Annotated in this window: 15 protein-coding genes and 1 pseudogene; 9 read left to right on the top strand and 7 right to left on the bottom strand. The window is 71.4% G+C overall.

The features are described 5' to 3' along the window. Nucleotides 1–46 precede the first annotated feature (46 nt). The 3 genes from MTP10_RS17265 to MTP10_RS17255 are packed head-to-tail and all read right to left on the bottom strand — an operon-like array spanning nucleotide 47 to nucleotide 3,233. On the bottom strand, nucleotides 47–898 hold the full coding sequence (locus MTP10_RS17265) for a carbohydrate ABC transporter permease (protein ID WP_310710473.1): 852 nt from the start codon (nucleotides 896–898) through the stop codon (nucleotides 47–49). Further along, nucleotides 895–1,905, bottom strand: coding sequence for a sugar ABC transporter permease (locus tag MTP10_RS17260; RefSeq protein ID WP_310710472.1), 1,011 nt, complete (start codon nucleotides 1,903–1,905; stop codon nucleotides 895–897). The genes MTP10_RS17265 and MTP10_RS17260 overlap by 4 nt, the downstream gene beginning before the upstream one ends. 2 nt (nucleotides 1,906–1,907) lie before the next feature. Further along, nucleotides 1,908–3,233, bottom strand: coding sequence for an extracellular solute-binding protein (locus MTP10_RS17255; protein ID WP_310710471.1), 1,326 nt, complete (start codon nucleotides 3,231–3,233; stop codon nucleotides 1,908–1,910). A gap of 168 nt (nucleotides 3,234–3,401) precedes the next feature. Here MTP10_RS17255 and MTP10_RS17250 point away from each other — a divergent pair, with 168 nt between their 5' ends. The 4 genes from MTP10_RS17250 (at nucleotide 3,402) to MTP10_RS17235 (ending at nucleotide 7,181) form a co-directional block, all read left to right on the top strand. Further along, on the top strand, nucleotides 3,402–4,718 hold the full coding sequence (locus MTP10_RS17250) for an ROK family transcriptional regulator (protein WP_310710470.1): 1,317 nt from the start codon (nucleotides 3,402–3,404) through the stop codon (nucleotides 4,716–4,718). A 12-nt stretch (nucleotides 4,719–4,730) separates the two neighbouring features. Further along, nucleotides 4,731–5,387 (top strand): M15 family metallopeptidase, encoded by a 657-nt coding sequence (locus tag MTP10_RS17245; RefSeq protein WP_310710469.1) that lies wholly within the window; start codon nucleotides 4,731–4,733, stop codon nucleotides 5,385–5,387. A gap of 451 nt (nucleotides 5,388–5,838) precedes the next feature. After that, nucleotides 5,839–6,423 (top strand): TetR/AcrR family transcriptional regulator, encoded by a 585-nt coding sequence (locus MTP10_RS17240; protein WP_310710468.1) that lies wholly within the window; start codon nucleotides 5,839–5,841, stop codon nucleotides 6,421–6,423. Then, nucleotides 6,420–7,181 (top strand): alpha/beta hydrolase, encoded by a 762-nt coding sequence (locus MTP10_RS17235; protein ID WP_310710467.1) that lies wholly within the window; start codon nucleotides 6,420–6,422, stop codon nucleotides 7,179–7,181. Before MTP10_RS17240 ends, MTP10_RS17235 begins: the two co-directional genes overlap by 4 nt. A 258-nt stretch (nucleotides 7,182–7,439) precedes the next feature. On the opposite strand, the gene recX is transcribed toward MTP10_RS17235, so the two are convergent. Both recX and recA read right to left on the bottom strand, forming a co-directional pair. Further along, nucleotides 7,440–8,360, bottom strand: coding sequence for a recombination regulator RecX (recX, locus tag MTP10_RS17230; protein ID WP_310710466.1), 921 nt, complete (start codon nucleotides 8,358–8,360; stop codon nucleotides 7,440–7,442). A 1,110-nt stretch (nucleotides 8,361–9,470) separates the two neighbouring features. Further along, nucleotides 9,471–10,580 carry a recombinase RecA gene (recA, locus tag MTP10_RS17225; protein WP_397203626.1) on the bottom strand — a complete coding sequence of 370 codons (1,110 nt, stop codon included), beginning with the start codon at nucleotides 10,578–10,580 and terminating at the stop codon, nucleotides 9,471–9,473. A 302-nt stretch (nucleotides 10,581–10,882) separates the two neighbouring features. On the opposite strand from recA, the gene MTP10_RS17220 reads away from it, so the two are divergent. After that, nucleotides 10,883–11,056 (top strand): hypothetical protein, encoded by a 174-nt coding sequence (locus MTP10_RS17220; RefSeq protein ID WP_310710465.1) that lies wholly within the window; start codon nucleotides 10,883–10,885, stop codon nucleotides 11,054–11,056. Between the two features lie 182 nt (nucleotides 11,057–11,238). Next, the gene (locus MTP10_RS17215; RefSeq protein ID WP_310710464.1) at nucleotides 11,239–11,511 is read left to right on the top strand and encodes a hypothetical protein; all 273 of its coding nucleotides are present in this window, start codon (nucleotides 11,239–11,241) and stop codon (nucleotides 11,509–11,511) included. 10 nt (nucleotides 11,512–11,521) lie between these two features. Here the strand turns inward: MTP10_RS17215 and MTP10_RS17210 are convergent, their stop codons facing one another. Both MTP10_RS17210 and MTP10_RS17205 read right to left on the bottom strand, forming a co-directional pair. After that, a complete protein-coding gene (locus tag MTP10_RS17210; RefSeq protein WP_310710463.1) occupies nucleotides 11,522–11,716 on the bottom strand; it encodes a DUF3046 domain-containing protein in 195 nt (64 codons plus the stop codon). A 422-nt stretch (nucleotides 11,717–12,138) separates the two neighbouring features. Next, complete coding sequence (locus MTP10_RS17205; RefSeq protein WP_310710462.1) at nucleotides 12,139–12,627, bottom strand: VOC family protein; 489 nt, start codon at nucleotides 12,625–12,627, stop codon at nucleotides 12,139–12,141. A gap of 89 nt (nucleotides 12,628–12,716) precedes the next feature. Here MTP10_RS17205 and MTP10_RS17200 point away from each other — a divergent pair, with 89 nt between their 5' ends. The 3 genes and pseudogenes from MTP10_RS17200 to MTP10_RS17190 all read left to right on the top strand — a co-directional run bounded on the left by MTP10_RS17200 (nucleotide 12,717) and on the right by MTP10_RS17190 (nucleotide 20,677). Then, nucleotides 12,717–17,615 (top strand): DEAD/DEAH box helicase, encoded by a 4,899-nt coding sequence (locus MTP10_RS17200; protein WP_310710461.1) that lies wholly within the window; start codon nucleotides 12,717–12,719, stop codon nucleotides 17,613–17,615. 565 nt (nucleotides 17,616–18,180) lie between these two features. After that, complete coding sequence (rny, locus tag MTP10_RS17195) at nucleotides 18,181–19,797, top strand: ribonuclease Y (protein WP_310710460.1); 1,617 nt, start codon at nucleotides 18,181–18,183, stop codon at nucleotides 19,795–19,797. Nucleotides 19,798–19,815: 18 nt separating this feature from the next. After that, a pseudogene (locus MTP10_RS17190) lies at nucleotides 19,816–20,677 on the top strand (SDR family oxidoreductase). Nucleotides 20,678–20,687: the final 10 nt, after the last annotated feature.

Here is a 20,687-nt window from a genome sequence, read left to right as displayed (position 1 = left end):
CGCGTGGAGGAGCGCCGGCCGTGCCGGGGGCCGCGGCGGGGGAAGGTCAGCCCTTGACGGCCCCGGCCACCAGACCGGAGACCATGCGGCGCTGTACCAGCAGGAAGAAGGCGATGACCGGCAGCGTCATCAGCGTGGAGGTCGCCATGATGGCGCCCCAGTCCGTGCCGCGCTGCCCGAAGAAGAACTGCAGGGCCACCGGCATGGTGTAGCCGGAGCTCTCCTTCATCAGCACCAACGCGAAGATCAGGTCGTTCCACGCGGTGATGAACGAGAAGATGCTCGTCGCCACCAGGCCCGGCGCCACCAGCGGGAACAGCACCTTCCTGAACGTGGTGAACCGGCTCGCGCCGTCGATCCACGCGGCCTCCTCCAGCGACTTGGGCACCGCCGCGACGAACGTGCGCAGCATCCAGATGCCGAAGGGGAGGGTGAGGCCCACCTGGATCACGATGAGCCCGAGCAGGTTGTCGTACAGGCCCATCCGTTTGACGTTCAGGAACAGCGGGATGAGCAGCGCCTCGCACGGGATCATCTGCACGACGAGCAGCGTGATCAGGAACCCGGTGCGGCCCCTGAACCGGAAGCGCGCCACCGCCGTCGCCGCCAGCAGCGCGAACGCCGATCCGACGAGCACGGTGCCGAGCGCGACGATCGCGCTGTTGCGCATGTAGATCCAGATGGGGTTGCCCGCCACGCCCTCGGTGAGCACCCGCTCGACGTGGTCGAAGGTGAAGTGCGTGGGGAACGGGACGAAGTCCGTGGTGAAGATCTGGTCGTTCGCCTTGAACGAGGTGGAGATCATCCAGTAGACGGGGAAGACGGCGAAGAGGAAGACCAGCACTCCGGCCGTGTTCAGGGCGGCCCTGGCGAGCCGCTTGCGGGCGAGCGGGTTCATGCCAGGTCCTCCTGCTTGACCATCTGCCGGGTGTAGAAGGCGGTGACGACCAGCAGCATGATCGTCAGCACCACCGCGATCGCCGCTCCCGTGCCCATCTTCGGCGGCGCCTTGAACGCCTCGGCGTAGGAGTAGAGGGACAGGTTGAACGCCTCGCGGTTGGTGGGCCCGTTGAGCAGCACGTAGAGCTGGCTGAGCACCTTGAAGTCCCAGATGATCGACAGGATCGTCAGCACGGCGAAGACCGGCTTGAGCAGCGGGAAGGTGATCTTCCTGAACGTGCGCCACGGGGTGGAGCCGTCGACCCGGGCCGCCTCGTACAGCTCGGACGGGATGCCCTTGAGCCCGGCCAGCACCGAGACCGCCACGAACGGGAACGACGCCCACACCACGGTCAGCACCAGCACCACGTACACCGACCAGGCGTCGTTGAGCCAGGGCTCGCCCGTCCAGTCGGCCCGGCCGAACACCAGCGTCGACAGCCCGTCGGGCAGCAGGTTCAGCGCCCAGTTGATGATGCCCGCCTCGGCGTCGAACAGCCATCGCCAGATCGTGCCCTGCGCCACCGGCGGCACCGCCCACGCGGACATGATGCCGATGATGACGAAGGTGGACATCCGCTTGCTCAGCCGGTGCAGCAGCACCCCGACCGCCGTGCCCAGCACCAGCGTGAGCGACACGGTGACGACGGCGAAGACGACCGTGTTGCGGAGCGAGGACCAGAAGATGTCGTTGTCGAGGATCTGGATGTAGTTCTTCAGCCCCACCCATTTCGGCTCGGCGACGCCGCGGATCACCCGGAGGCTGATGTCCTGGAACGACATGAGGACCATCTGGACCATCGGGTAGAGCAGCAGACCCGCGATGACCACCGTGCCGGGGACGAGCAGGACGTACGGCACCGCCCACGCCGGCAGGCCGCCGGCGCGGGAGGGCTTGCGTGAGCCGCGGCCCCGCCGGGGGGCGGAGGTGTCTCCGCCCCTGGCGAGCGTTGAGGTGTCCGTCATGGTCACGACTGGTTCAGGATGTCTTCGAGCTCCTTGTTGGCCTTGGCGAGCGCGTCGTCGGCCGTGGCCTTGCCCTCGATGACCGAGCGGGCCGCGTTCTGCAGGACGGCCTTGGTCTCGTTCGCCTCGGTCCACTGCGGGTCCGCGGGGAACGCCTTGGCCTTGGCGAAGGCGGCGGCGAACGGCGCCTGCGCCGGGTCCTTGGCCAGCTCGGCCAGCGTGTCCGGGTAGACGGGCAGCAGGCCGCCGTCCTTGGCGTACCGGTCGGCCCACTTCTTGCCGGAGGCCAGCTTCACGAACTCGGTCGCGAGCTCCTTGTTCTTGGCGTCGTTCCAGACGGCGATGTCGTTGCCGCCGAAGAACGCCGGTGTCTCACCGCCGGTCTTGGAGGGCAGGGGGAAGAACGCCATCTGGTCGTCCTTGATCTTGCCCTTGCTCTCCTCCTTGATGGTGGCGATGTCCCACGAGGCCGTGAGGTACATGCCGACCTTGCCGTTGGAGAAGCGGGTGCGGATGTCGGTGGTGTTCTGCGTCAGGCGCGACTTGCTCGACACGCCGGAGGTGACGATCCCCGTGTACGTCTCGAAGCCGGCCTTGAAGGCGGGGTCGGTGAGCTTGGCCACCCACTTGTCGCCCTCCTTGACCGCGTACTCGCCGCCCTGCGACCAGGCGAGCGCGCCGAGCAGGTGGTTGGCGTCGGAGCCGCCGTTGAAGGCGAACCCGTCGACGTCCTTGCCCTTCTTGTCCTGGATCTTCTTGGCGGCGGCCACGAGCTCGTCCCACGTCTTGGGGACCTCGATCTTGAGCTCCTTGAACCAGTCCGTGCGGTACATGACCGCGCGGGTCCCGGCGCCCCACGGCATGGCGTAGACCTCGCCGTCGATGGTCTCCAGGCCGAAGAGGTTCTTCGGGATCTGGGCCTGCTCACCGGCGGTGGTGATCGACGTGACGGGGGCCAGGGCGTCCTGGCTCTGCCACAGCGGCACCTGGTCGTTGCCGATCTCCGTCACGTCAGGACCCTCGCCGCCCGCGGCCGCGGCCGTGAACTTGTCGTTGACCTGCGGCCACGGGATCCACTCGACCTTCGTCTCGGCGCCCGTCCGGGTCTTGAAATCGGCGACGAGGTCGTCCATGTACTTCTGCGACGGCTCGTTGGGGTCGCCGAGGCGCCAAACGGTGAGGCTCTGGCCCGCGAACTTGGGCCCGGCCGCCGAGGCGGACTGCGCCGGCTCGCTCTTGGACGGCTCCGTGGAGCCGCCGCACGCCGCCAGGCCCAGGGCCAAGGCGGCCGTGGTGACCGTAGTGGCCGTGGTCTTCGCGATCCTCACTAGGGTTCTCCCTTCCCGGCGAAAACGCGTCGGGTCTGCGCTCATACGGGTGCCGAGCCCGGGGGTCCGCACCTGGCTGATCGTCAGTGTTGAATGGTGGTAAACTAACAAGAAACTTTCTTAAAAGAAACCGGCGTTAGCGTTTCGTGACGAGAGGGGAGGGAGCCCGTGACCCGCAACCCGGGCGTCCCCCGGCTGCTGCGCCGGCTCAACGACCGCAGCGCGCTCGACCTGCTCATCTCCGAGGGCCCGCTCACCCGCGCCGAGCTGGGCGAGCGCACCGGCCTGTCCAAGGTGACGGCCGGCCAGCTTCTCGCCCGCCTGGAGGAGCGCGGGCTCGTCCACGTCGCGGGGGAGCGGGCCAGCGGCCGCGGCCCCAGCGCCGCCCTGTACGGGGTGGTTCCCTCCAGCGCGCACGTCGCCGGGCTGGAGGTGCTGCCCGACGCCATCACCGTCGGCGTCGCCGACATCACCGGCCGCGTCGTCGTCGAGATCGTCGTGGACCCGGCCGGGGGAGAGGATCCGGTCGCCGCCGTTCACGACGCCGTCCAGCGGGCCTGCGCCTCGGCCCGCATCACCCTCGGCCGGCTCCGCTCGTTCGTCATCGGCACGCGCGGCGTGGTGGATCCCGGCACCGGCGACGTCCGCTTCTCGTACGACCTGCCCGCCTGGCACACCGGCGTCCTCGCCAGCCTCCGCCGCACCCTCGGCGCGTCCGTGACCATCGAGAACGACGTCAACCTCGTCGCCCTCGCCGAGCACCGCCACGGCGCCGCCGCGGGGCACGACGACTTCGCCGTCGTCTGGGCCGGCGTCGGCCAGGGACTCGGCGTCATGCTGAACGGGCGGCTGCACCGGGGGATCACGGGCGGGGCGGGGGAGATCGGCTGGCTCCCGGTACCGGGGGAGCCGTTGCCGGACGACGTGTCCCAGCCACAGAGCGGGTCGTACCAGCGGCTGGTGGGGCATCGGGCGCTGGTGGCGTTGGCGCGGGAGTACGGGGTCCTCCGGAGGCCCGAGGGTGCGGGCGTCCTCGTCTCTCCCGACGGGACCGACGGGGGCCTCGCCGGCAGCGGTGACACCGGCGCCCGCGCTCTCGCAGGCCATCGCGGCCTTTCCGGCCCTTCCGCGGGCTGCTCCGGTGCTCCCACCGGCCACCACGGCGCGGTGCCGGTCGCCGAGCTGGTCCGTGCCGCGACCGTGTCCGGCAACGACGGATTCCTGGACGCGGTCGCCGCCCGTCTGGCCGTGGCCGTCGCAGCCGTCAGCGTCGTCCTCGACCCCGGGCTCATCGTGCTCGCCGGCGACATCGGCAAGGCGGGCGGCGCGGAGCTCGCCGCCCGCGTCGAGGAGGCCGTGGCCGCGATCAGCCCCAGCCGGCCCAGCGTCGTCGCCACCGGCGTGACCGGGAACCCCGTGCTGCGCGGGGCTCTGGTGGCCGCCCTGGAGCAGGCCCGCGAACAGGTCTTCTCCGACACTGTGTGAGAATTGCTGCACATGTGGCACCCAACTGGCGGCATCGTGCTGATCTCCGACCCGCGTGTCGCCGCGACCCTCCTCCACGACAACGGGGAGCCGCTGGCCGACGTCCGCGGCCGGCTCCGGGTCGATCACCGGATGGCCGACCCTGAGGGCGCCTACGCCCACCTGCGCCAGGGCCTTCTCGACAGGCTGGAACGTGCCGAGCGATCCCTGCCGGACGGGTACCACCTGCTGATCGTCGAGGGACACCGGTCCATCGCGTCGCAGCGCCAGATCTTCGACGGCTACCGGGCCGAGCTGGCCGAGCGCTTCCCCGGCCTGACACCGGACGAGCTGCACGCCGCCACCAGCCGCTACGTCTCGCCCATCGAGGTGGCCCCGCACACCGCCGGCGCCGCCGTCGACCTCACGCTGTGCGACCCCGACGGGATCGAGTACGACATGGGCACGGCGGTCAACGACACCCCCGAGCGGAGCGGCGGCCTGTGCTACACGGGCGCGCTGGACCTGCCGGGGGCCGCGCGGCAGCACCGCAAGATCCTGGCGGCGGCGCTGGAACCGGTCGGGCTGGTCAACTACCCCACGGAATGGTGGCACTGGTCCTACGGCGACCGCTACTGGGCCTTCACCACGGCCGCCCCCCACGCCCTCTACGGCCCCACCTCACTCTGACGCCCGGCTTCGCCCTCCACGGGACGGCGTCCAGGCGGCCCACGGTGCGCACGTCACGGTGGCCGGCCGGGGAGCCGGAGGAGCGTTCCCCTGGACAGAGCCCGGCCCCGCACGGCGGGTGGGCCTTTCCGTGCCTGCCGTAAAGGGGGGCTTGAACGGGAAGATCCGTGGCCGGTACGCCGTCCTCGGCGTCTACATCTCGAACTGGGCCGGCGCGGCGAAGATGTGGAAGGACCAGGCGTGCAGTGCCGGTCCCGCACGCCCGGCCGTCAACCCTCCCCGCGCTCCCAGCGGCTCACCACCACCAGCGCCCTGGCGAACTGCGCGGCGACGATCGACGCGATCGCCGGGTCGCCGGACAGGCCGAGCTTCTTCAGCACCGCGCGCAAGTCGCTGTGCTGCCCAGCGATATGCTGTGAACAAACAACTGATCTGTTCATATGGAGACAGCATGCCGCCGGCGTTCTCGGAGGAAGAGCGGGCGCGGATCATCGAGCAGTTGCTCGACACCGCCGCCCGACTCTTCTCCACCCAGGGCCTGCGCAAGACGTCCCTGGAAGAGCTGACCGCTCCCGCGGGCATCGCCAAGTCCTCGCTCTACGTCTTCTTCGCCTCCAAGGAGGACCTCTACTTCGAGGCCATGCTGCGCCAGAGCGAGCAGGTGCGGCGGCGGGTGATCGACGAAGGCATCAACCGCGGCGCCGACACCCGCGACGCGCTGCGACGCTTCCTGCGCGCCACGGTCGCAGAACTCGACACCAACCCGCTCTACCGGCGCCTGGTGTCCCACCCCCAGGAAATGGCCGCGGTCGCCGCCAAGCTCACCCCGGAGAGGATGGCCGCCGCGGCGGACGGCCCGATGGCCGCCCTGCTCCAGTTCCTCAGCACCCATGTGAATGGCGACCCCCAGGTCCTGCTCGGCGTGCTGCGCGCGGTCCTGCTGACTCCGCTGCACGCCGAACACCTGGGCGCCGAGATCTACCCGGCCGTGATGGACCGCCTGATCGACGCGGTCACCGAAGGGATCACCTCATGATGAACGGCCTGCCGTACATGTCAGCCGGTACAGGACCACCTCTGGTCGTCCTGCTCCACACCCCGCAGGCGGCCAACCCGACGGGCCTGGCGCGCTGGTCCACGATGCGGATGGTACGACCGTTCAGCGAGCACTTCACCGTCTACGTCGTCAACCGACCACCCGGGCTGCCACCGACCACGATGATGGCCGACCTCGCCGCGGTCTACGCGCAAGCGATCACAACCACCTTCGAGGGTCCGGTGAGAATGCTGGCCATCTCCACCGGCGGCTCCATCGCCCTCCAACTCGCCGCCGACCATCCCGACCTGGTCGACCGCCTGGTCCTGGCCGGCACGGCCGCCACCCTCGGCCCTGTCGGCAGGCGGGCCCAGCGCACCTACATCGAACGCGCACACCAAGGCAGGCGACCGAGTCCCGCGCTGGCCGAGATCGTCACCGAATCGGAAATCGGCCGGCGACTGCTCAAAGGCCTGCTGTGGCTGTCGGACAGCGGGCAGAAGGACCACACCGACGCCGTCACCGTGCTCAACGCCGAGGACGGCTTCGACCTGCGCGGACGGCTGCACGACATCAAGGCCGCCACGCTGCTGATCCAGGGAGGCAAGGACCTCGTCTACCCCCTGGAACTGGCTCGGCAGACGGTAGAAGGGATCCCCGACGCCCAGCTCATCGTCTATCCGGGCCAAAGCCACAGCGCCACATTCACCGACAAGCGCTTCGCTCCCGACGCACTCGCCTTCCTGACAGACAGATGATCAACGCTGATCACCGGGCTGCCGCCGGATCTCGTTCCGGGTACCGAGATGTTCGAGGCTTGAAGTGCTCTGCAGTCCGCCGGCCCTGCCAGATCGCTCCGGCGAACTCGGCCGGCGTCAGCCCTGGCGGCCTCGGGTGCAGCGGGCTTCGGTACACGCGGACTCGGGACTCGGCGGGCTTCAGGTGCAGTGACGTGCAGGTGCCGTGGGATGCGCGGCACCCTCGAACCTCACTCAACCTCAGCCCAGCACCGCCCCTTACGGATAGTCCTCCTCCACCTCCACGCCCTCCTGCTCCAACGCCTCCTTGATGACCCGGAACGCGAGGCCGGACGGGTAGCCCTTCCTGGCCAGCATGCCGGCGAGGCGGCGGGTGCGGGTCTGGGGGTCGAGGTTGCGGGTGGAGGCGAGCTTGCGTTCCACGAGGCGGCGGGCCGTCTCGGCTTCCTGGTCGGGGTCGAGCCGCTCCACGGCCTCGTTCACCGTCTCCGAGTCGACTCCGCGGTGGCGCAGCTCGGCCGCCAGAGCCCGTTTGGCGAGGCCGCGGCCATGGTGGCGCGAGTCGACCCACGCTTCGGCGAACGCCTCGTCGTTGATCAGGCCCAGCTCGGAGAACCGGTCGAGCACCGCCTCGGCCGCCTCATCCGGTACGTCACGCTTGCGCAGGGCCTCGGCGAGTTGGGCGCGCGTCTTGGGCGCCATCGTGAGCAGCCGCAGGCAGATGGCCCGCGCCACCGACTCGGGATCGGCCGGAGGCGCGGATGCCGCGGGCGACTCCTCGTCGGGCCCGTCAGACAACCAACCCCGGCCCGCGCCACCGGACCGCCTCCCTCGCCCGCCACGCCCAGACCCGAAACGTCCTCCTCCGGAACGTCCTCGTCCAGACCGACGCCCACGACCCGCCGGCCCCTCCTCGGACACGCCATCACCCACACCATCACCCACGCCGTCATCGACCCCGCCGCCCCACAGCGACCTTGCACCGGTGCTGGTGCTGGTGCTGGTGTTTATCGTGCCTGTGGTGCCGAAGGTGACAGCGCTGGTGTCGGTGGTGCCAGTGGTGGCGCCCTGGGTGCCATTTGTGTCATTGGGGCCGGCGCCTGTGGTGTCCGCGGGGCCAGTAGAGCCTGTCGTGGTGCTGGTCCCGGTGGTGCCGGTCCCAGCGGTGCCAGTCCCCATGGTGCTGGTCCCGGTGGTGCCGGTCCCAGGGGTGCTGGTGTCGTCCTCGGCTCTGTCGCTCCACGGTGACTCGGCGCCCATGCCGTCGCCAGCCGCAGCGCTCCCTGGTGCCACTACGCGCGGGTCGTCACCAGCCCTGTCACTCCACAGCGACCTGCTACTAGCGTCGTCATCAGTTGTGTCGGTCCACGGCGACTTGGCACCAGCGCTGTCACCACCCGCGTCACTCCACGGTGCTTCGACGTTCGGGCTGTCACCGGCCGTGCCGCTCCACGGTGCTGCGACGCTCGCGACGTCGCCGGCTCCGCCTGTCCACGGCGACTCCGTACTCGCACCCGCATGATCGTCCGGCTCCGCCTCCTCCAGCGGTGACCAGGTGCCCGAAGGCGCCCCGGCCATGAATGGATCGTCCGCGTCGGCGGACTGCCCGGTGGTCGCAGGTGCGTCGGCGTTCCCGGAAGGGGTCGTTGGTCCGGCAGCCCAGAAGGGGTGCGTGCGGTCCGATGACTGTGTCGGCCAGGTGGGGGCGCCATCTTCGACGCCATCCGGGTGGCCGGCTTCCGTTGCCTCAGTGAGGGCTGGGGGCTGGGGGTCCTGGTCGTTGAGCTCCTGGGGACGCTGATCTGTGGGGTCGGATGAGGGGAGGTCAGGCTCCGGGGCGGCGGAGGTGGCGCGTTGTCTGCGTTGTTCGTGCCATTCGGTCAGTGAGGGCCAGCCGTCCACCGACGGCGAGGCGTCCCCTCCCTGACCGCGTGAGCCACCCCACCCCTGGCTCCTCGACGTGTCCGAAGTGTCGTCCGGTGAGAACCCGCGCCTCCGGCGGCCGCTCGCCGCGTCCCGGCTCTGGCCGGAAGCCGCGTCCGAACGACGGCCGGACCGGGATGAGCCGGACCGGAACGTCGAGGACGAGCCGGACCGGGATGTGGAACCGGAGCCGGACGTGAAACCGGAACCGGACGTGGAGGCGGAGTCGGACTGGCCGCGTCTGCTCGTACGGCCGGCGGACGAAGGCGGGACGTCTGGCCAGGCGCCCCAGTCGTGGTCGTGGGGCGCCTGGTCGTCGCCGCTCATGCCGAGGCCGATGGTCGGTGTTCACTCATGGGAGGCCGATCAGACGTCACCGGGCTTCGGCGCGGCGGCGGCCTTCGAGCCGCGGCCCGTGGGAGCAGCGGCGGCCGCCGGGGCGGCAGGGGCGGCCGGGGCGGCTTCGGCCGGGGCGTCGACGCGCGGACCCACGCCCAGCTTGTCCTTGATCTTCTTCTCGATCTCGTTGGCCATGTCGGGGTGGTTCTTCAGGAAGTTGCGGGCGTTCTCCTTGCCCTGGCCGAGCTGGTCGCCTTCGTACGTGTACCAGGCGCCGGACTTGCGGACGAAGCCGTGCTCGACACCCATGTCGATCAGGCCACCCTCGCGGGAGATGCCCACGCCGTAGAGGATGTCGAAGTCGGCGACCCGGAAGGGCGGGGCCATCTTGTTCTTGACGACCTTCACGCGGGTGCGGTTGCCGACCGCCTCCGTGCCGTCCTTGAGGGTCTCGATGCGGCGGATGTCCATGCGGACCGAGGCGTAGAACTTGAGCGCCTTACCGCCGGTCGTGGTCTCGGGCGAGCCGAACATGACGCCGATCTTCTCGCGAAGCTGGTTGATGAAGATCGCGGTGGTGCCGGTGCTGTTGAGGGCGCCGGCGACCTTGCGCAGCGCCTGCGACATGAGGCGGGCCTGGAGGCCGACGTGGCTGTCGCCCATCTCGCCCTCGATCTCGGCCTTGGGCACCAGCGCGGCGACCGAGTCGATGACGATGATGTCGACGGCGCCGGACCGGATCAGCATGTCGGCGATCTCCAGCGCCTGCTCACCGGTGTCGGGCTGGGAGACGAGCAGCGCGTCGGTGTCGACGCCGAGCTTCTTGGCGTACTCGGGGTCGAGGGCGTGCTCGGCGTCGATGAACGCCGCGATGCCGCCCGCCCGCTGCGCGTTGGCCACCGCGTGCAGGGCGACCGTGGTCTTGCCGGAGGACTCCGGTCCGTAGATCTCGACGATCCGGCCGCGCGGCAGGCCTCCGATGCCCAGCGCCACGTCGAGAGAGATGGAGCCGGTGGGGATCACCTCGATGGGAGCCCTGGCGTCATCGCCGAGGCGCATGACGGAGCCCTTGCCGAACTGCCGCTCGATCTGGGCGAGGGCGGTCTCGAGGGCCTTCTCGCGGTCGTTGATAGCCATGGGAGCTCCCCCTGAAGGGTCGTGGTCCGATTCAGTCGAGTGAAAGCTACGGCCTGCCACCGACATTTTTCTGTGGGTCGTCGGGGAGGGCGGAGTCCCCGGCGTCTCTCATGGTAGCCGAACGGCTGTTCGATCACACCGGTAACACGCTGCCCAGGAGCCGCCGATCGCCATGCCGCCCGGCTGCGCCCTGCCGGCGACCGGTCGCCCGCTCTGCGTGGTACCGGCCGCCCGCCCTGCCCCGCGTCCGGCTGCTCGCCCTGGTCGGCCGTTCGCGTCGGTGGACGCCGCCGTTGTGCGGCGTGACGGGTGCGCGTACGTGTTCTCCGGCGTGGCACCGGCTGCTCGCCCCGCGTGCAGTCGGCCGTTTCCTCGCGGGCGATCGTGAGTGGTCCGGGGTCGGCGGCGGTGCGGTCGTTCAGGGCAGGGACGTGACCGTGGTGGCGTCGGTGTTCGTGGTGCTGGGCGAGCCGTGAAGTCCCACGGCGGCTCCAGGGCGGCGCTCCGGTCGCCGAGCGATCGGCTGCCGTCGGCTCTCTCTGTGAGTGCGCCGCGACAGTACGTCCAGATCGACCGTATATGCGGTGGTTTGCGGCATACGTGTTGCCAGCCGATATGAGCTGGGGAGACCCAAGGGTAGAGGGTTGGAGGCGACGACGTGGCGAACACGTACACCGGGGAACGGCGCGCCCATCTGGAGGCTCTCGCCGAGCTGCTGCCCGAGCAGGGACTGGTGAGCCGCATGATAGGCGGCGACGATCCGATGCTCTGGGTCTGGCATCCGGACACCGGGCGGCAGACGATCATCTTCGCCACCCCCTCGCGCGGGGGATGGATCTTTCTGTGGGCGCCCGGCGGTCAGGGATGGGTGGAGGAGCTCGCGCGCACGGCCGGGGCGCTGAGGCGGACGCTCGACGCGTCCCCCCGGTGACGTCCTGAGGTCACCGGAGCGACGACGCCACGTTCTCCACCTGGCAGACCGCTCGCCAGACGCTCTTCGCGCTCTCGCCCTCGGCCAGCGCCTGCGTGACCGTGCGGCCGCCCAGGGGCGCCAGCACGTAGTCGCGGGCCCACGAGTCGGCGTAGGTGTCGCCGAAGTGGGCGCGCATCCGCCTCCAGAACTCGGTCAACCGCATCACTCAAGTATGGGACCACCGGCGGCATGGGTAGGACACCCGCATGGCCAAGACTCACAAACCCTCACCCCCGAAGACCAGCAAGACCAAGGCGAACCGTGCCAGGCGCCGCGAGTTACGCCTGGCGCAACGTCTCGCCGTACAGAAGGACAAGGCGGAAAGGTCCGAACGGCACGCGGGCATCAGGCAGGCACCCCGCGCGGGCGAGCCGAGGACACGCCGGGCATCGCGGCGATAGGCCGTACCGCATCCGAGGAGCGGCGGTAGACCGTCCCGCCTCCAAGGAGCGGCGACAGGCCGTACCGCATGGAGAGAGCGGCGGCAGGTCGCAGGGCATCGAGACAGCGGCGACAGGTCGCGCCCCGTCCGAACGCCGGGCGGACATCGGCACGGCGGCTCGAAGCGCGGGTTCCGAGGTGGGTTCAGAGCACGCGTGAGCCGTACATCTCGCCGAGGTGGTCGGCGAGCAGCTCCAGACGGGCGCCGTCGGGATCCCGGAAGTAGATGGAGGCGCCGCTCTCGATCTGGTGCGGCACGCCGGCCACCTCCAGCTTCCCGCGCAGACGCTCCCACGTGGCCGTGTCGACGGAGATGGCTATGTGGTGCAGCCCGCCGAGCACTTCCTGGTACGGGCCGAGGTCGAGCCCCGGGAAGTCGAAGAAGGCCAGCAGGTTGCCGTTGCCGATGTCGAAGAAGAAGTGGCTGGAACCCTTGTAGTCGCGGTTCTCGATGATCTCCGTGAGCGGGAACTCCAGAAGCTCCTGGTAGAACCGGATCGTCCGCTCCAGGTCCGAGGACACCAGCGCGAAGTGGTGCAGCCCGCGAGCGCTGCTGGGTGGCCGGTGCGGTAAGAGGTAGCGCTCCCTGATCTCCTCGCGGCGCGCGTCGATGGCTGCTTGGTCGATGCTCACGGTCGCTCTATGTCCGCCTGTGTGCCCGCTCAATCACCAGGGGCCGCCACAATGCGTTTTCTGTCGGTACGGCGAGGCACTATGGGCAGGTGAGCTCGCTCGACCATTTCAGCCAGGTGACCAGGCAGTGGTTCGCCGGAGCCTTCGTCGCGCCCACGGCGGCGCAGGAGGGGGCCTGGGAGTCCATCGCCCGTGGTGACAACACGTTGGTCGTGGCGCCGACGGGCTCCGGCAAGACGCTGGCCGCGTTCCTGTGGTCCCTCGACCGGCTGGCCGCCGAGCAGTCGGAGCGCCTTGAGCAGGCCGAGCGCCCCGAGCCGTCCGCGCCGGCCGGGCCGGGCGGGCGCTCCAGGACGGCCGATGGTGAGAGGGGCGGGTCCGGGAGGACGAAGGGCGCAGGGGGAACCAGGGCCGCCTCCGGGGGGACGAAGGGCGCCGGAGGGGCGAAGGGCGCGTCCGGGGGGACGAAGGTGCTGTACGTCTCCCCGCTCAAGGCGCTGGCCGTCGACGTCGAGCGCAATCTCCGCGCACCCCTGACCGGGCTCAAGCAGACGGCCCGGCGGCTGGGCCTGCCCGTGCCGGAGATCTCGGTGGCCATCCGGTCCGGCGACACCCCGGCCCAGGACCGCAGGCGGTTCGCGGCCAAGCCGTCCGACATTCTCATCACGACGCCCGAGTCGCTGTTCCTGCTGCTGACAAGCCAGGCGCGCGAGGCGCTGCGCGACGTGCGCACGGTGATCATCGACGAGGTGCACGCCGTCGCGGCGACCAAGCGCGGCGCGCACCTGGCGCTCAGCCTCGAACGGCTCGACGCGCTGCTCGACCGGCCGGCCCAGCGGATCGGCCTGTCGGCGACGGTCCGGCCGGTCAGCGAGGTGGCGGCGTTCCTGGGCGGCTCCCGGCCGGCGACCGTGGTGCAGCCGCCCTCCCACAAGCGCATCGAGGTGGAGGTCGTCGTCCCGGTCGAGGACATGACGGAGCTGGAGGGCGGGCCGCGCCGGGGCGACGGCGACGACCTGGTGCCCGATCCGGCCAGCCGCTCGATCTGGCCGCATGTCGAGGACCGGCTGTTCGACCTCATCGGGGCACACAGCTCGACGATCGTGTTCGCCAACTCCCGGCGGCTGGCCGAGCGCCTCTGCACACGCCTCAACGAGCTGGCGTACGAGCGAGCCCATGGACCGGGGACGGCCGACGCGATCGACCTGTCGATCTGGGAGACCGACCCCCACCGCGAAGGTGACAGCGGCGGCGACGGCCACGGTGACGGCGATACACCCGGCCCCCGCGCGTCCAATCCCGGCGCGTCCGACCCCGGCGCGTCCGACCCCGGCGCGTCCGTCCCTGGCACGCCCCACTCCCGCACGCCGGACGGCCCCGACGTGGGACGGCTGGTGCGGCGGAGTCCCGCGGAGATGATGGCGCAGGCCGGCGCGAGCAAGGGGGTGGTGACCGATATCGTCCGTGCCCACCACGGGTCCGTCTCCAAGGAGGAGCGGGCGCAGATCGAGGAGGCGCTCAAGTCGGGCCGGCTCCCCGCCGTGGTCGCCACCTCCAGCCTGGAGCTGGGCATCGACATGGGCGCCGTGGACCTGGTCGCCTGCGTCGAGGCGCCGCCCAGTGTGGCGAGCGGCCTGCAGCGCATAGGCCGGGCCGGCCACCAGGTGGGCGCCGTGTCCAAGGGCGTGATCTTCCCCAAGTACCGCGGCGACCTCGTGCAGACCGCGGTCGTGGCCGAGCGCATGAAGAACGGCGAGATCGAGGAGCTGCGCTACCCCCGCAACCCCCTCGACGTCCTCGCCCAGCAGATCGTGGCGATGACATCGCTCGACGAGTGGACGGTGGACGAGCTGGAGGCCGTGGTGAAGCGGGCCGCCTCCTACGCCACCCTGCCCCGCTCCGCGCTGGAGGCCACGCTCGACATGCTGGCCGGCCGCTACCCGAGCGAGGAGTTCGCCGAGCTGCGCCCCCGTGTCGTGTGGGACCGGGTGACGGGCACCCTGCGCGGGCGGCCGGGCGCCCAGCGGCTGGCCGTCACCAATGGCGGCACCATCCCCGACCGCGGGCTGTTCGGCGTGTTCCTGGTGGGCGAGAAGGCGTCGCGGGTCGGCGAGCTGGACGAGGAGATGGTGTACGAGTCGCGGGTCGGCGACGTGTTCGTGCTGGGCGCGACGTCGTGGCGCATCGAGGACATCACGGCCGACCGGGTCCTCGTCTCCCCGGCCCCTGGCCAGCCGGGCAAGCTGCCGTTCTGGCACGGCGACGCCCCGGGCCGCCCGGCCGAGCTGGGCAGGGCCATCGGCGCGTTTCTGCGGGAGCAGGCCGCGAACGGCTCGACCGAGCGGGCGCGAGCCGCAGGGCTGGACGAGTACGCCGCCGCCAACCTCCAGTCCTACCTGGCCGAACAGCGCGAGGCGACCGGTTACGTGCCCGACGACCGCACGCTCCTGGTCGAGCGGTTCCACGACGAGCTGGGCGACTGGCGGGTGGTCATCCACTCCCCGTACGGCGCGCGGGTCCACGCGCCCTGGGCGCTGGCGATCAACCGGCGGCTCCAGGAGCGCTACGGCGTCGACGTGCAGGCGGTCCACTCCGACGACGGCATCGTGCTGCGCATTCCCGACACGCTGACCGAGCCGCCGTCCGACGTGGCCGCGTTCGACGCGGAGGAGATCGAGCAGATCGTCACCGAGGAGCTGGGCGGGTCGGCGATGTTCGCCTCGCGGTTCAGGGAGTGCGCGGGCCGGGCGCTGCTGCTGCCGCGCCGCACCCCCGGCCGGCGCAGCCCGCTGTGGCAGCAGCGCCAGCGGGCGGCCAACCTGCTGGGCGTGGCCTCGCGGTACGCGTCGTTCCCGATCGTGCTGGAGACGATGCGCGAGTGCCTCCAGGACGTGTTCGACGTGCCGGGGCTCGTCCGGCTGATGCGCGACATCGCCGCCCGCCGGGTGCGGGTGGTCGAGGTGGAGACGTCGCAGGCGTCGCCGTTCGCGGCGTCGCTGCTGTTCCACTACGTGGGCGCGTTCATGTACGAGGGCGACGCGCCGCTGGCCGAGCGCCGGGCCCAGGCGCTGGCCCTCGACACCTCGCTGCTGGCGGAGCTGCTGGGCCAGGCCGACCTGCGCGAGCTGCTCGACCCGGACGTGATCTCCGACGCCGAGCGGGAGCTGGCCCGGCTCGACCGGCCGCTGCGCGACGCCGAGGACCTGGCCGACCTGCTGCGCTCGCACGGACCGCTGCTCGCGCCCGACGTGAGCGTGCGCGGCGGCGACCCGGCCTGGCTGGAGGACCTCGAACGGGCACGGCGCGCGATCCGGGTGCGCGTCGCGGGCGAGGAGCAGTGGGCGGCCATCGAGGACGCGGCGCGGATGCGCGACGCGCTGGGCGTGCCGCCGCCGGTGGGCGTCCCGCACGCGTTCCTGGAGCCGGTCGCCGATCCGCTGGCCGACCTGGTGGCGCGCCATGCCCGCACGCGGGGGCCGTTCCACGCGGGCACGGCGGCGGCCAGGTTCGGGCTGGGCGTGGCCGTGGTGCGCGACGCGCTGCACCGGCTGGCGGCGTCCGGGCGGGTGGTCAACGGCGAGTTCCGGCCGGGGGGCCGGGGCGAGGAGTGGTGTGACGCGGGCGTGCTGCGCATGCTGCGGCGCCGCTCGCTGGCCCGGCTGCGCAAGGAGGTCGAGCCGGTCGCGCCGGAGACGCTGGCCCTGTTCCTGCCGGCCTGGCACGGCATCACCGGCTCCTCCGGGACCGCGGGGCCGGCGAGGCAGGCGGGGGCGGCGCGGGCGATGGACGCGCTCGTCCACGCCGTCGAGCAGCTCCAGGGCGCCGCCGTGCCCGCCTCGGCGCTGGAGACCCTGATCCTCCCTTCGCGGGTGCCCGGCTACCATCCGGCGCTGCTCGACGAGCTGACCTCCTCCGGCGAGGTGATCTGGGCCGGCCAGGGGTCGCTGCCGGGCGGCGACGGATGGGTCTCGCTCTACTTCGCCGACACCGCGCCGGTGCTGCTGCCGGAGCCGGGCGAGATCACGATGACGCCGGTCCACGAGCAGGTGCTGGAGGCGCTCGGCGGGGGAGGGGCGCTGTTCTTCCGCGGGCTGTCCGAGCGGCTCGGCTCCCTGGACGACGCGGCGCTCGCCACGGCGTTGTGGGACCTCGTGTGGGCGGGCCGGGTGTCGGGCGACACGCTGGCGCCGCTGCGGGCCACGCTCGGCTCCGGGCGTCCCGCCCACCGGCCGGCCACGACGCGCCGCCGCCGGGCCGTGCTGCCCACCCGGAGCGGGCCGCCGACCGTGGGCGGGCGGTGGTGGCTGCTGCCGTCACCGGCCGGCGACGCGACCCAGCGGGCGCAGGCGCAGGCCGAGGCGCTGCTCGAACGCCACGGGGTGCTGACCCGCGGCGCGGTGACGTCCGAGCGGCTGCCCGGCGGGTTCTCGCCGGTCTATCAGGTGCTGCGCGCCTACGAGGAGAGCGGCCGATGCCGGCGCGGCTACTTCGTGGAAGGGCTGGGAGGCGCCCAGTTCGCGCTGCCCGGGGCCGTCGACCGGATGCGGGCCATGGCGCCCTCGGGCGCCCCGGCCGTTCCCCCCGCCGAGCTGTCCACCGGTGCGGCCGGTGGTGCGGGGACGCGGCGGGCGGTGGTGCTCGCGGCGGCCGATCCGGCGAACCCTTACGGAGGCGCCCTGTCGTGGCCGGCGCACCCCGGCGACGTCGCCCACAAACCCGGACGCAAGGCCGGCGCGCTGGTGGTGCTCGTCGACGGGTTCCTCGTGCTGTACGTCGAGCGGGGCGGCAAGACGCTGCTGTCGTTCACCGACGACGAGCGGCTGCGGCCCGCGGTGGACGCGCTGGCGCTGGCCGTGCGCGACGGCGCCCTCGGCAAGCTGACCGTCGAGCGTGCCGACGGGGCCTCCATCACCGAGTCGCCGTTGGCGGAGGCCCTGGAGGCCGCGGGCTTCCACCCGACTCCCCGGGGGCTGCGCCTGCGTGCCTGAGGGACGAAATGGGTTTCCGGCTTTCAGTGAGGTAAGCCCCATTGGGCCCCCGTCGGCGGCGAATGCGGGACACATGTGACTTGTGGGGTTTATGGGATTGACTGGAGGGGAAAGAACGCGCCCGTGCCCTCCGCCGGCACGGCCGGGACGTGCGCGCACGGGCCCAGGGCGCGGCTTGCCGTACGCGTGCCATTTCCGGGATCGCACCATATCCGGGCGAATCACGAGAAGCCATCCCGTAAGACACGCTTGATAACCCGTTTGCTTGCTCGTGACTTCTCCGACGCATAACCTCGACGGCAGTGAGGAGTTACTCCGCGCTGCGCGGATTGTCATACCGGTGAAGTACGGACGAACGAGCTTGTTCCATCGAGGCGGGCGAGGCCCCGGCTGTCCCAGTCGGTGCCCGGCCGAGCTCGGCCTGGCTTTCGTCTCGGCGAGACAGCCTCGGCGAGACCTCCGTCGTCGTGACGACGCCGATCGGCGTTCCGCGCCGCGCATGTGACCCCTCGCGTTCTGTGGCCACGTTTACGGGTGTTGACGACGCGAGGAGGGCGGGGAGCACATGGGGCCGCTTGTCGTGGTGCTGTCGGTGGCGGTGCTCCTGCTCACGTTCGGGATGATCGCCGCGCTGCTCATAGTGGTCCGCCGCACCTCGGGGCTCCTGCCGCAGTCCGCCAAGCCGTCCCCCGAGCAGGTCGAGGCCGTGCACGAGGAGCTGGAGCAGGCCCGCCAGGAGGCGGGTGAGATCCGCGGCAAGGCCGAGTCCGACGCCGAGGAGATCCTGCGCCGGTCCGAGGCCGCGGCCGAGAGCGCCGCGCGCATGCGGCGCGAGGTCGAGGAGGAAGGCCGGATCCTCAAGTCCGAGCTCAAGGAGCTGCGGGCCGACCTCGAACGCCGCGAGACCCGCCTGGCCGAGCGCGAGGAGCGCCTGGACGAGGAGGCCAGGCGGCAGTCTGAGCTCCAGCGCAAGCTGGGCGAGGCCGAGGCGCGCCTGTCGGAGCGGCGGGCCGAGCTGCTCCAGGTCGAGGAGGAGCGGCGGGCCATCCTGGAGCGGGTCGCCGGGCTGACCGCCGACCAGGCCAAGGCCGAGCTGGTCAGGCAGATCGAGAACCAGGCCAAGCGCGAGGCCGCGCTGATCATCCGGGAGATCGAGGGACAGGCCCGCAAGGAGGGCGAGAAGCGCGCCACCAAGATCGTCACCCTGGCGGTGCAGCGGGTGGCGGCCGAGCAGACGGCCGAGTCCGTGGTCAGCGTGCTGCACCTGCCGGGCGACGAGATGAAGGGCCGCATCATCGGCCGCGAGGGCCGCAACATCCGGGCGTTCGAGTCCACGACCGGCGTCAACCTCATCATCGACGACACCCCCGAAGCGGTGCTGCTGTCGTGCTTCGACCCGGTGCGGCGGGAGACCGCCAGGCTGACGCTGGAGAAGCTCGTCCTCGACGGCCGCATCCATCCCCAGCGCATCGAGGAGGCGCACGAGCGCAGCCGCGCCGAGGTCCAGGACCTGTGCGCCAGAGCCGGCGAGGACGCGCTGGTCGAGCTGGGCATCACCGACATGCACCCGGAGCTGACGCTGCTGCTCGGCCAGCTCCGTTACCGCACCTCCTACGGCCAGAACGTGCTGAAGCACCTCATCGAGTCGGCGCACATCGCCGGCATCATGGCCGCCGAGCTCAAGCTCGACCAGCGGCTGATGAAGCGCTGCGCCCTGCTGCACGACATCGGCAAGGCACTCACGCACGAGGTGGAGGGCAGCCACGCGCTGATCGGCGCGGAGATCGCCCGCCGGTACGGCGAGTCGGAGGACGTGGTCCACGCCATCGAGGCGCACCACAACGAGGTCGAGGTCCGCACGGTCGAGGCGGTCCTCACCCAGGCGGCCGACGCGATCAGCGGCAGCCGCCCCGGCGCGCGCCGCGAGTCCCTGGAGGCGTACGTCAAGCGGCTGGAGCGGCTGGAGGAGATCGCGCAGTCGTACGAGGGTGTGGAGAAGGTGTTCGCCATGCAGGCGGGCCGGGAGATCCGGGTGATGGTCAAGCCGGACGCGATCGACGACATCCAGGCGCAGGTGATCGCAAGGGACGTGGCCAAGCAGGTCGAGGAGGAGCTGACCTACCCGGGCCAGATCCGCATCACCGTGGTCCGCGAGTCCCGCGCCACCGAGTTCGCCCGCTGAACCACCGCCCCGTGGGTGATGGGCGGCATGCCCCCAACGGTGTCCGGGTCCGCGGGCATCCACCTGGCAGCGACCTGGCATCCGCCTGGCAGGAGGATGGAGGGGGCTGAGGGGTGGAGGGGCTCGTCGCGGGCAGGGGGCCGGAGGGCCGCCGCCCGGCGCGCGAGCCGCGCCACAGGGGCGGGGGCCCGGCACGAGCCCGCGACCGACCAGGGGAGAGTCATGACCGAGGGGTACGACCGGGTCGCGATCATCACGGGAGCCGACTCCGGCATCGGCAAGGCCACCGCTGTGATGCTGGCCGAGCAGGGGTTCGACGTCGGGATCACGTTCCACTCCGACAGCGACGGCGCCGAGGACACCGCCGGGCAGGTGCGCGAGCTGGGCAAGGCCGCCGCGGTGCGCCGCCACGACCTGACCGACCCCGAACGCGCCGCGGCCGTCGTCGACGACCTCGCCGAGGAGCTGGGCGGTCTCGGCGTGCTGGTGAACAACGCCGGCACCGGCAGCTCCGAGCCGCTCATCGACATGGACTACCTCAGGCCCGTACTGCGCGGCCAAGGGCGGCCTGCGGATGCTCAGCCGCGTCCTGGCGCTGGAGCTGTCGGAGTACGGCATCACGGTCAACACCGTGGCGCCCGGCGAGATCGCCACGCCCATGACCGGCCAGGACGATCTGCCGCCGCAGATCGGCACCAGGCCCGGCTACCCGATCAACCGGCCGGGTGACGCGCACGAGGTGGCCGCCGTGGTGGCCTTCCTGGCGAGCCCGGCCGCGTCGTACGTGACCGGCTCGACGGTCTTCGTCGACGGCGGGCTCGGCCTCATGGGGCCGCAGGCGGCGGGCGCGCTCGGGTCGGGGGAGTGGCGCAAGGGCTGACGGCGCTTCG

It is taken from the genome of Nonomuraea sp. 3-1Str (assembly GCF_031570565.1).
Classification (GTDB): Bacteria; Actinomycetota; Actinomycetes; order Streptosporangiales; family Streptosporangiaceae; genus Nonomuraea.
The sequence above is the reverse complement of the archived record's forward strand: the minus strand, read 5'-3'. Positions and strand labels throughout refer to the sequence as shown.

Excerpts from the sequence above, each read along its gene's own strand:
- MTP10_RS17240 (WP_310710468.1), top strand. The coding sequence starts at position 5,839 with ATGCCGCCGGCGTTCTCGGAGGAAGAGCGGGCGCGGATCATCGAGCAG.
- MTP10_RS17265 (WP_310710473.1), bottom strand. The coding sequence starts at position 898 with ATGAACCCGCTCGCCCGCAAGCGGCTCGCCAGGGCCGCCCTGAACACG.
- MTP10_RS17260 (WP_310710472.1), bottom strand. The coding sequence starts at position 1,905 with ATGACGGACACCTCAACGCTCGCCAGGGGCGGAGACACCTCCGCCCCC.
- MTP10_RS17235 (WP_310710467.1), top strand. The coding sequence starts at position 6,420 with ATGATGAACGGCCTGCCGTACATGTCAGCCGGTACAGGACCACCTCTG.
- MTP10_RS17210 (WP_310710463.1), bottom strand. The coding sequence starts at position 11,716 with ATGCGGTTGACCGAGTTCTGGAGGCGGATGCGCGCCCACTTCGGCGAC.
- recX (WP_310710466.1), bottom strand. The coding sequence starts at position 8,360 with ATGGGGACTGGCACCGCTGGGACCGGCACCACCGGGACCAGCACCACG.
- MTP10_RS17245 (WP_310710469.1), top strand. The coding sequence starts at position 4,731 with ATGTGGCACCCAACTGGCGGCATCGTGCTGATCTCCGACCCGCGTGTC.
- rny (WP_310710460.1), top strand. The coding sequence starts at position 18,181 with ATGGGGCCGCTTGTCGTGGTGCTGTCGGTGGCGGTGCTCCTGCTCACG.
- recA (WP_397203626.1), bottom strand. The coding sequence starts at position 10,580 with ATGGCTATCAACGACCGCGAGAAGGCCCTCGAGACCGCCCTCGCCCAG.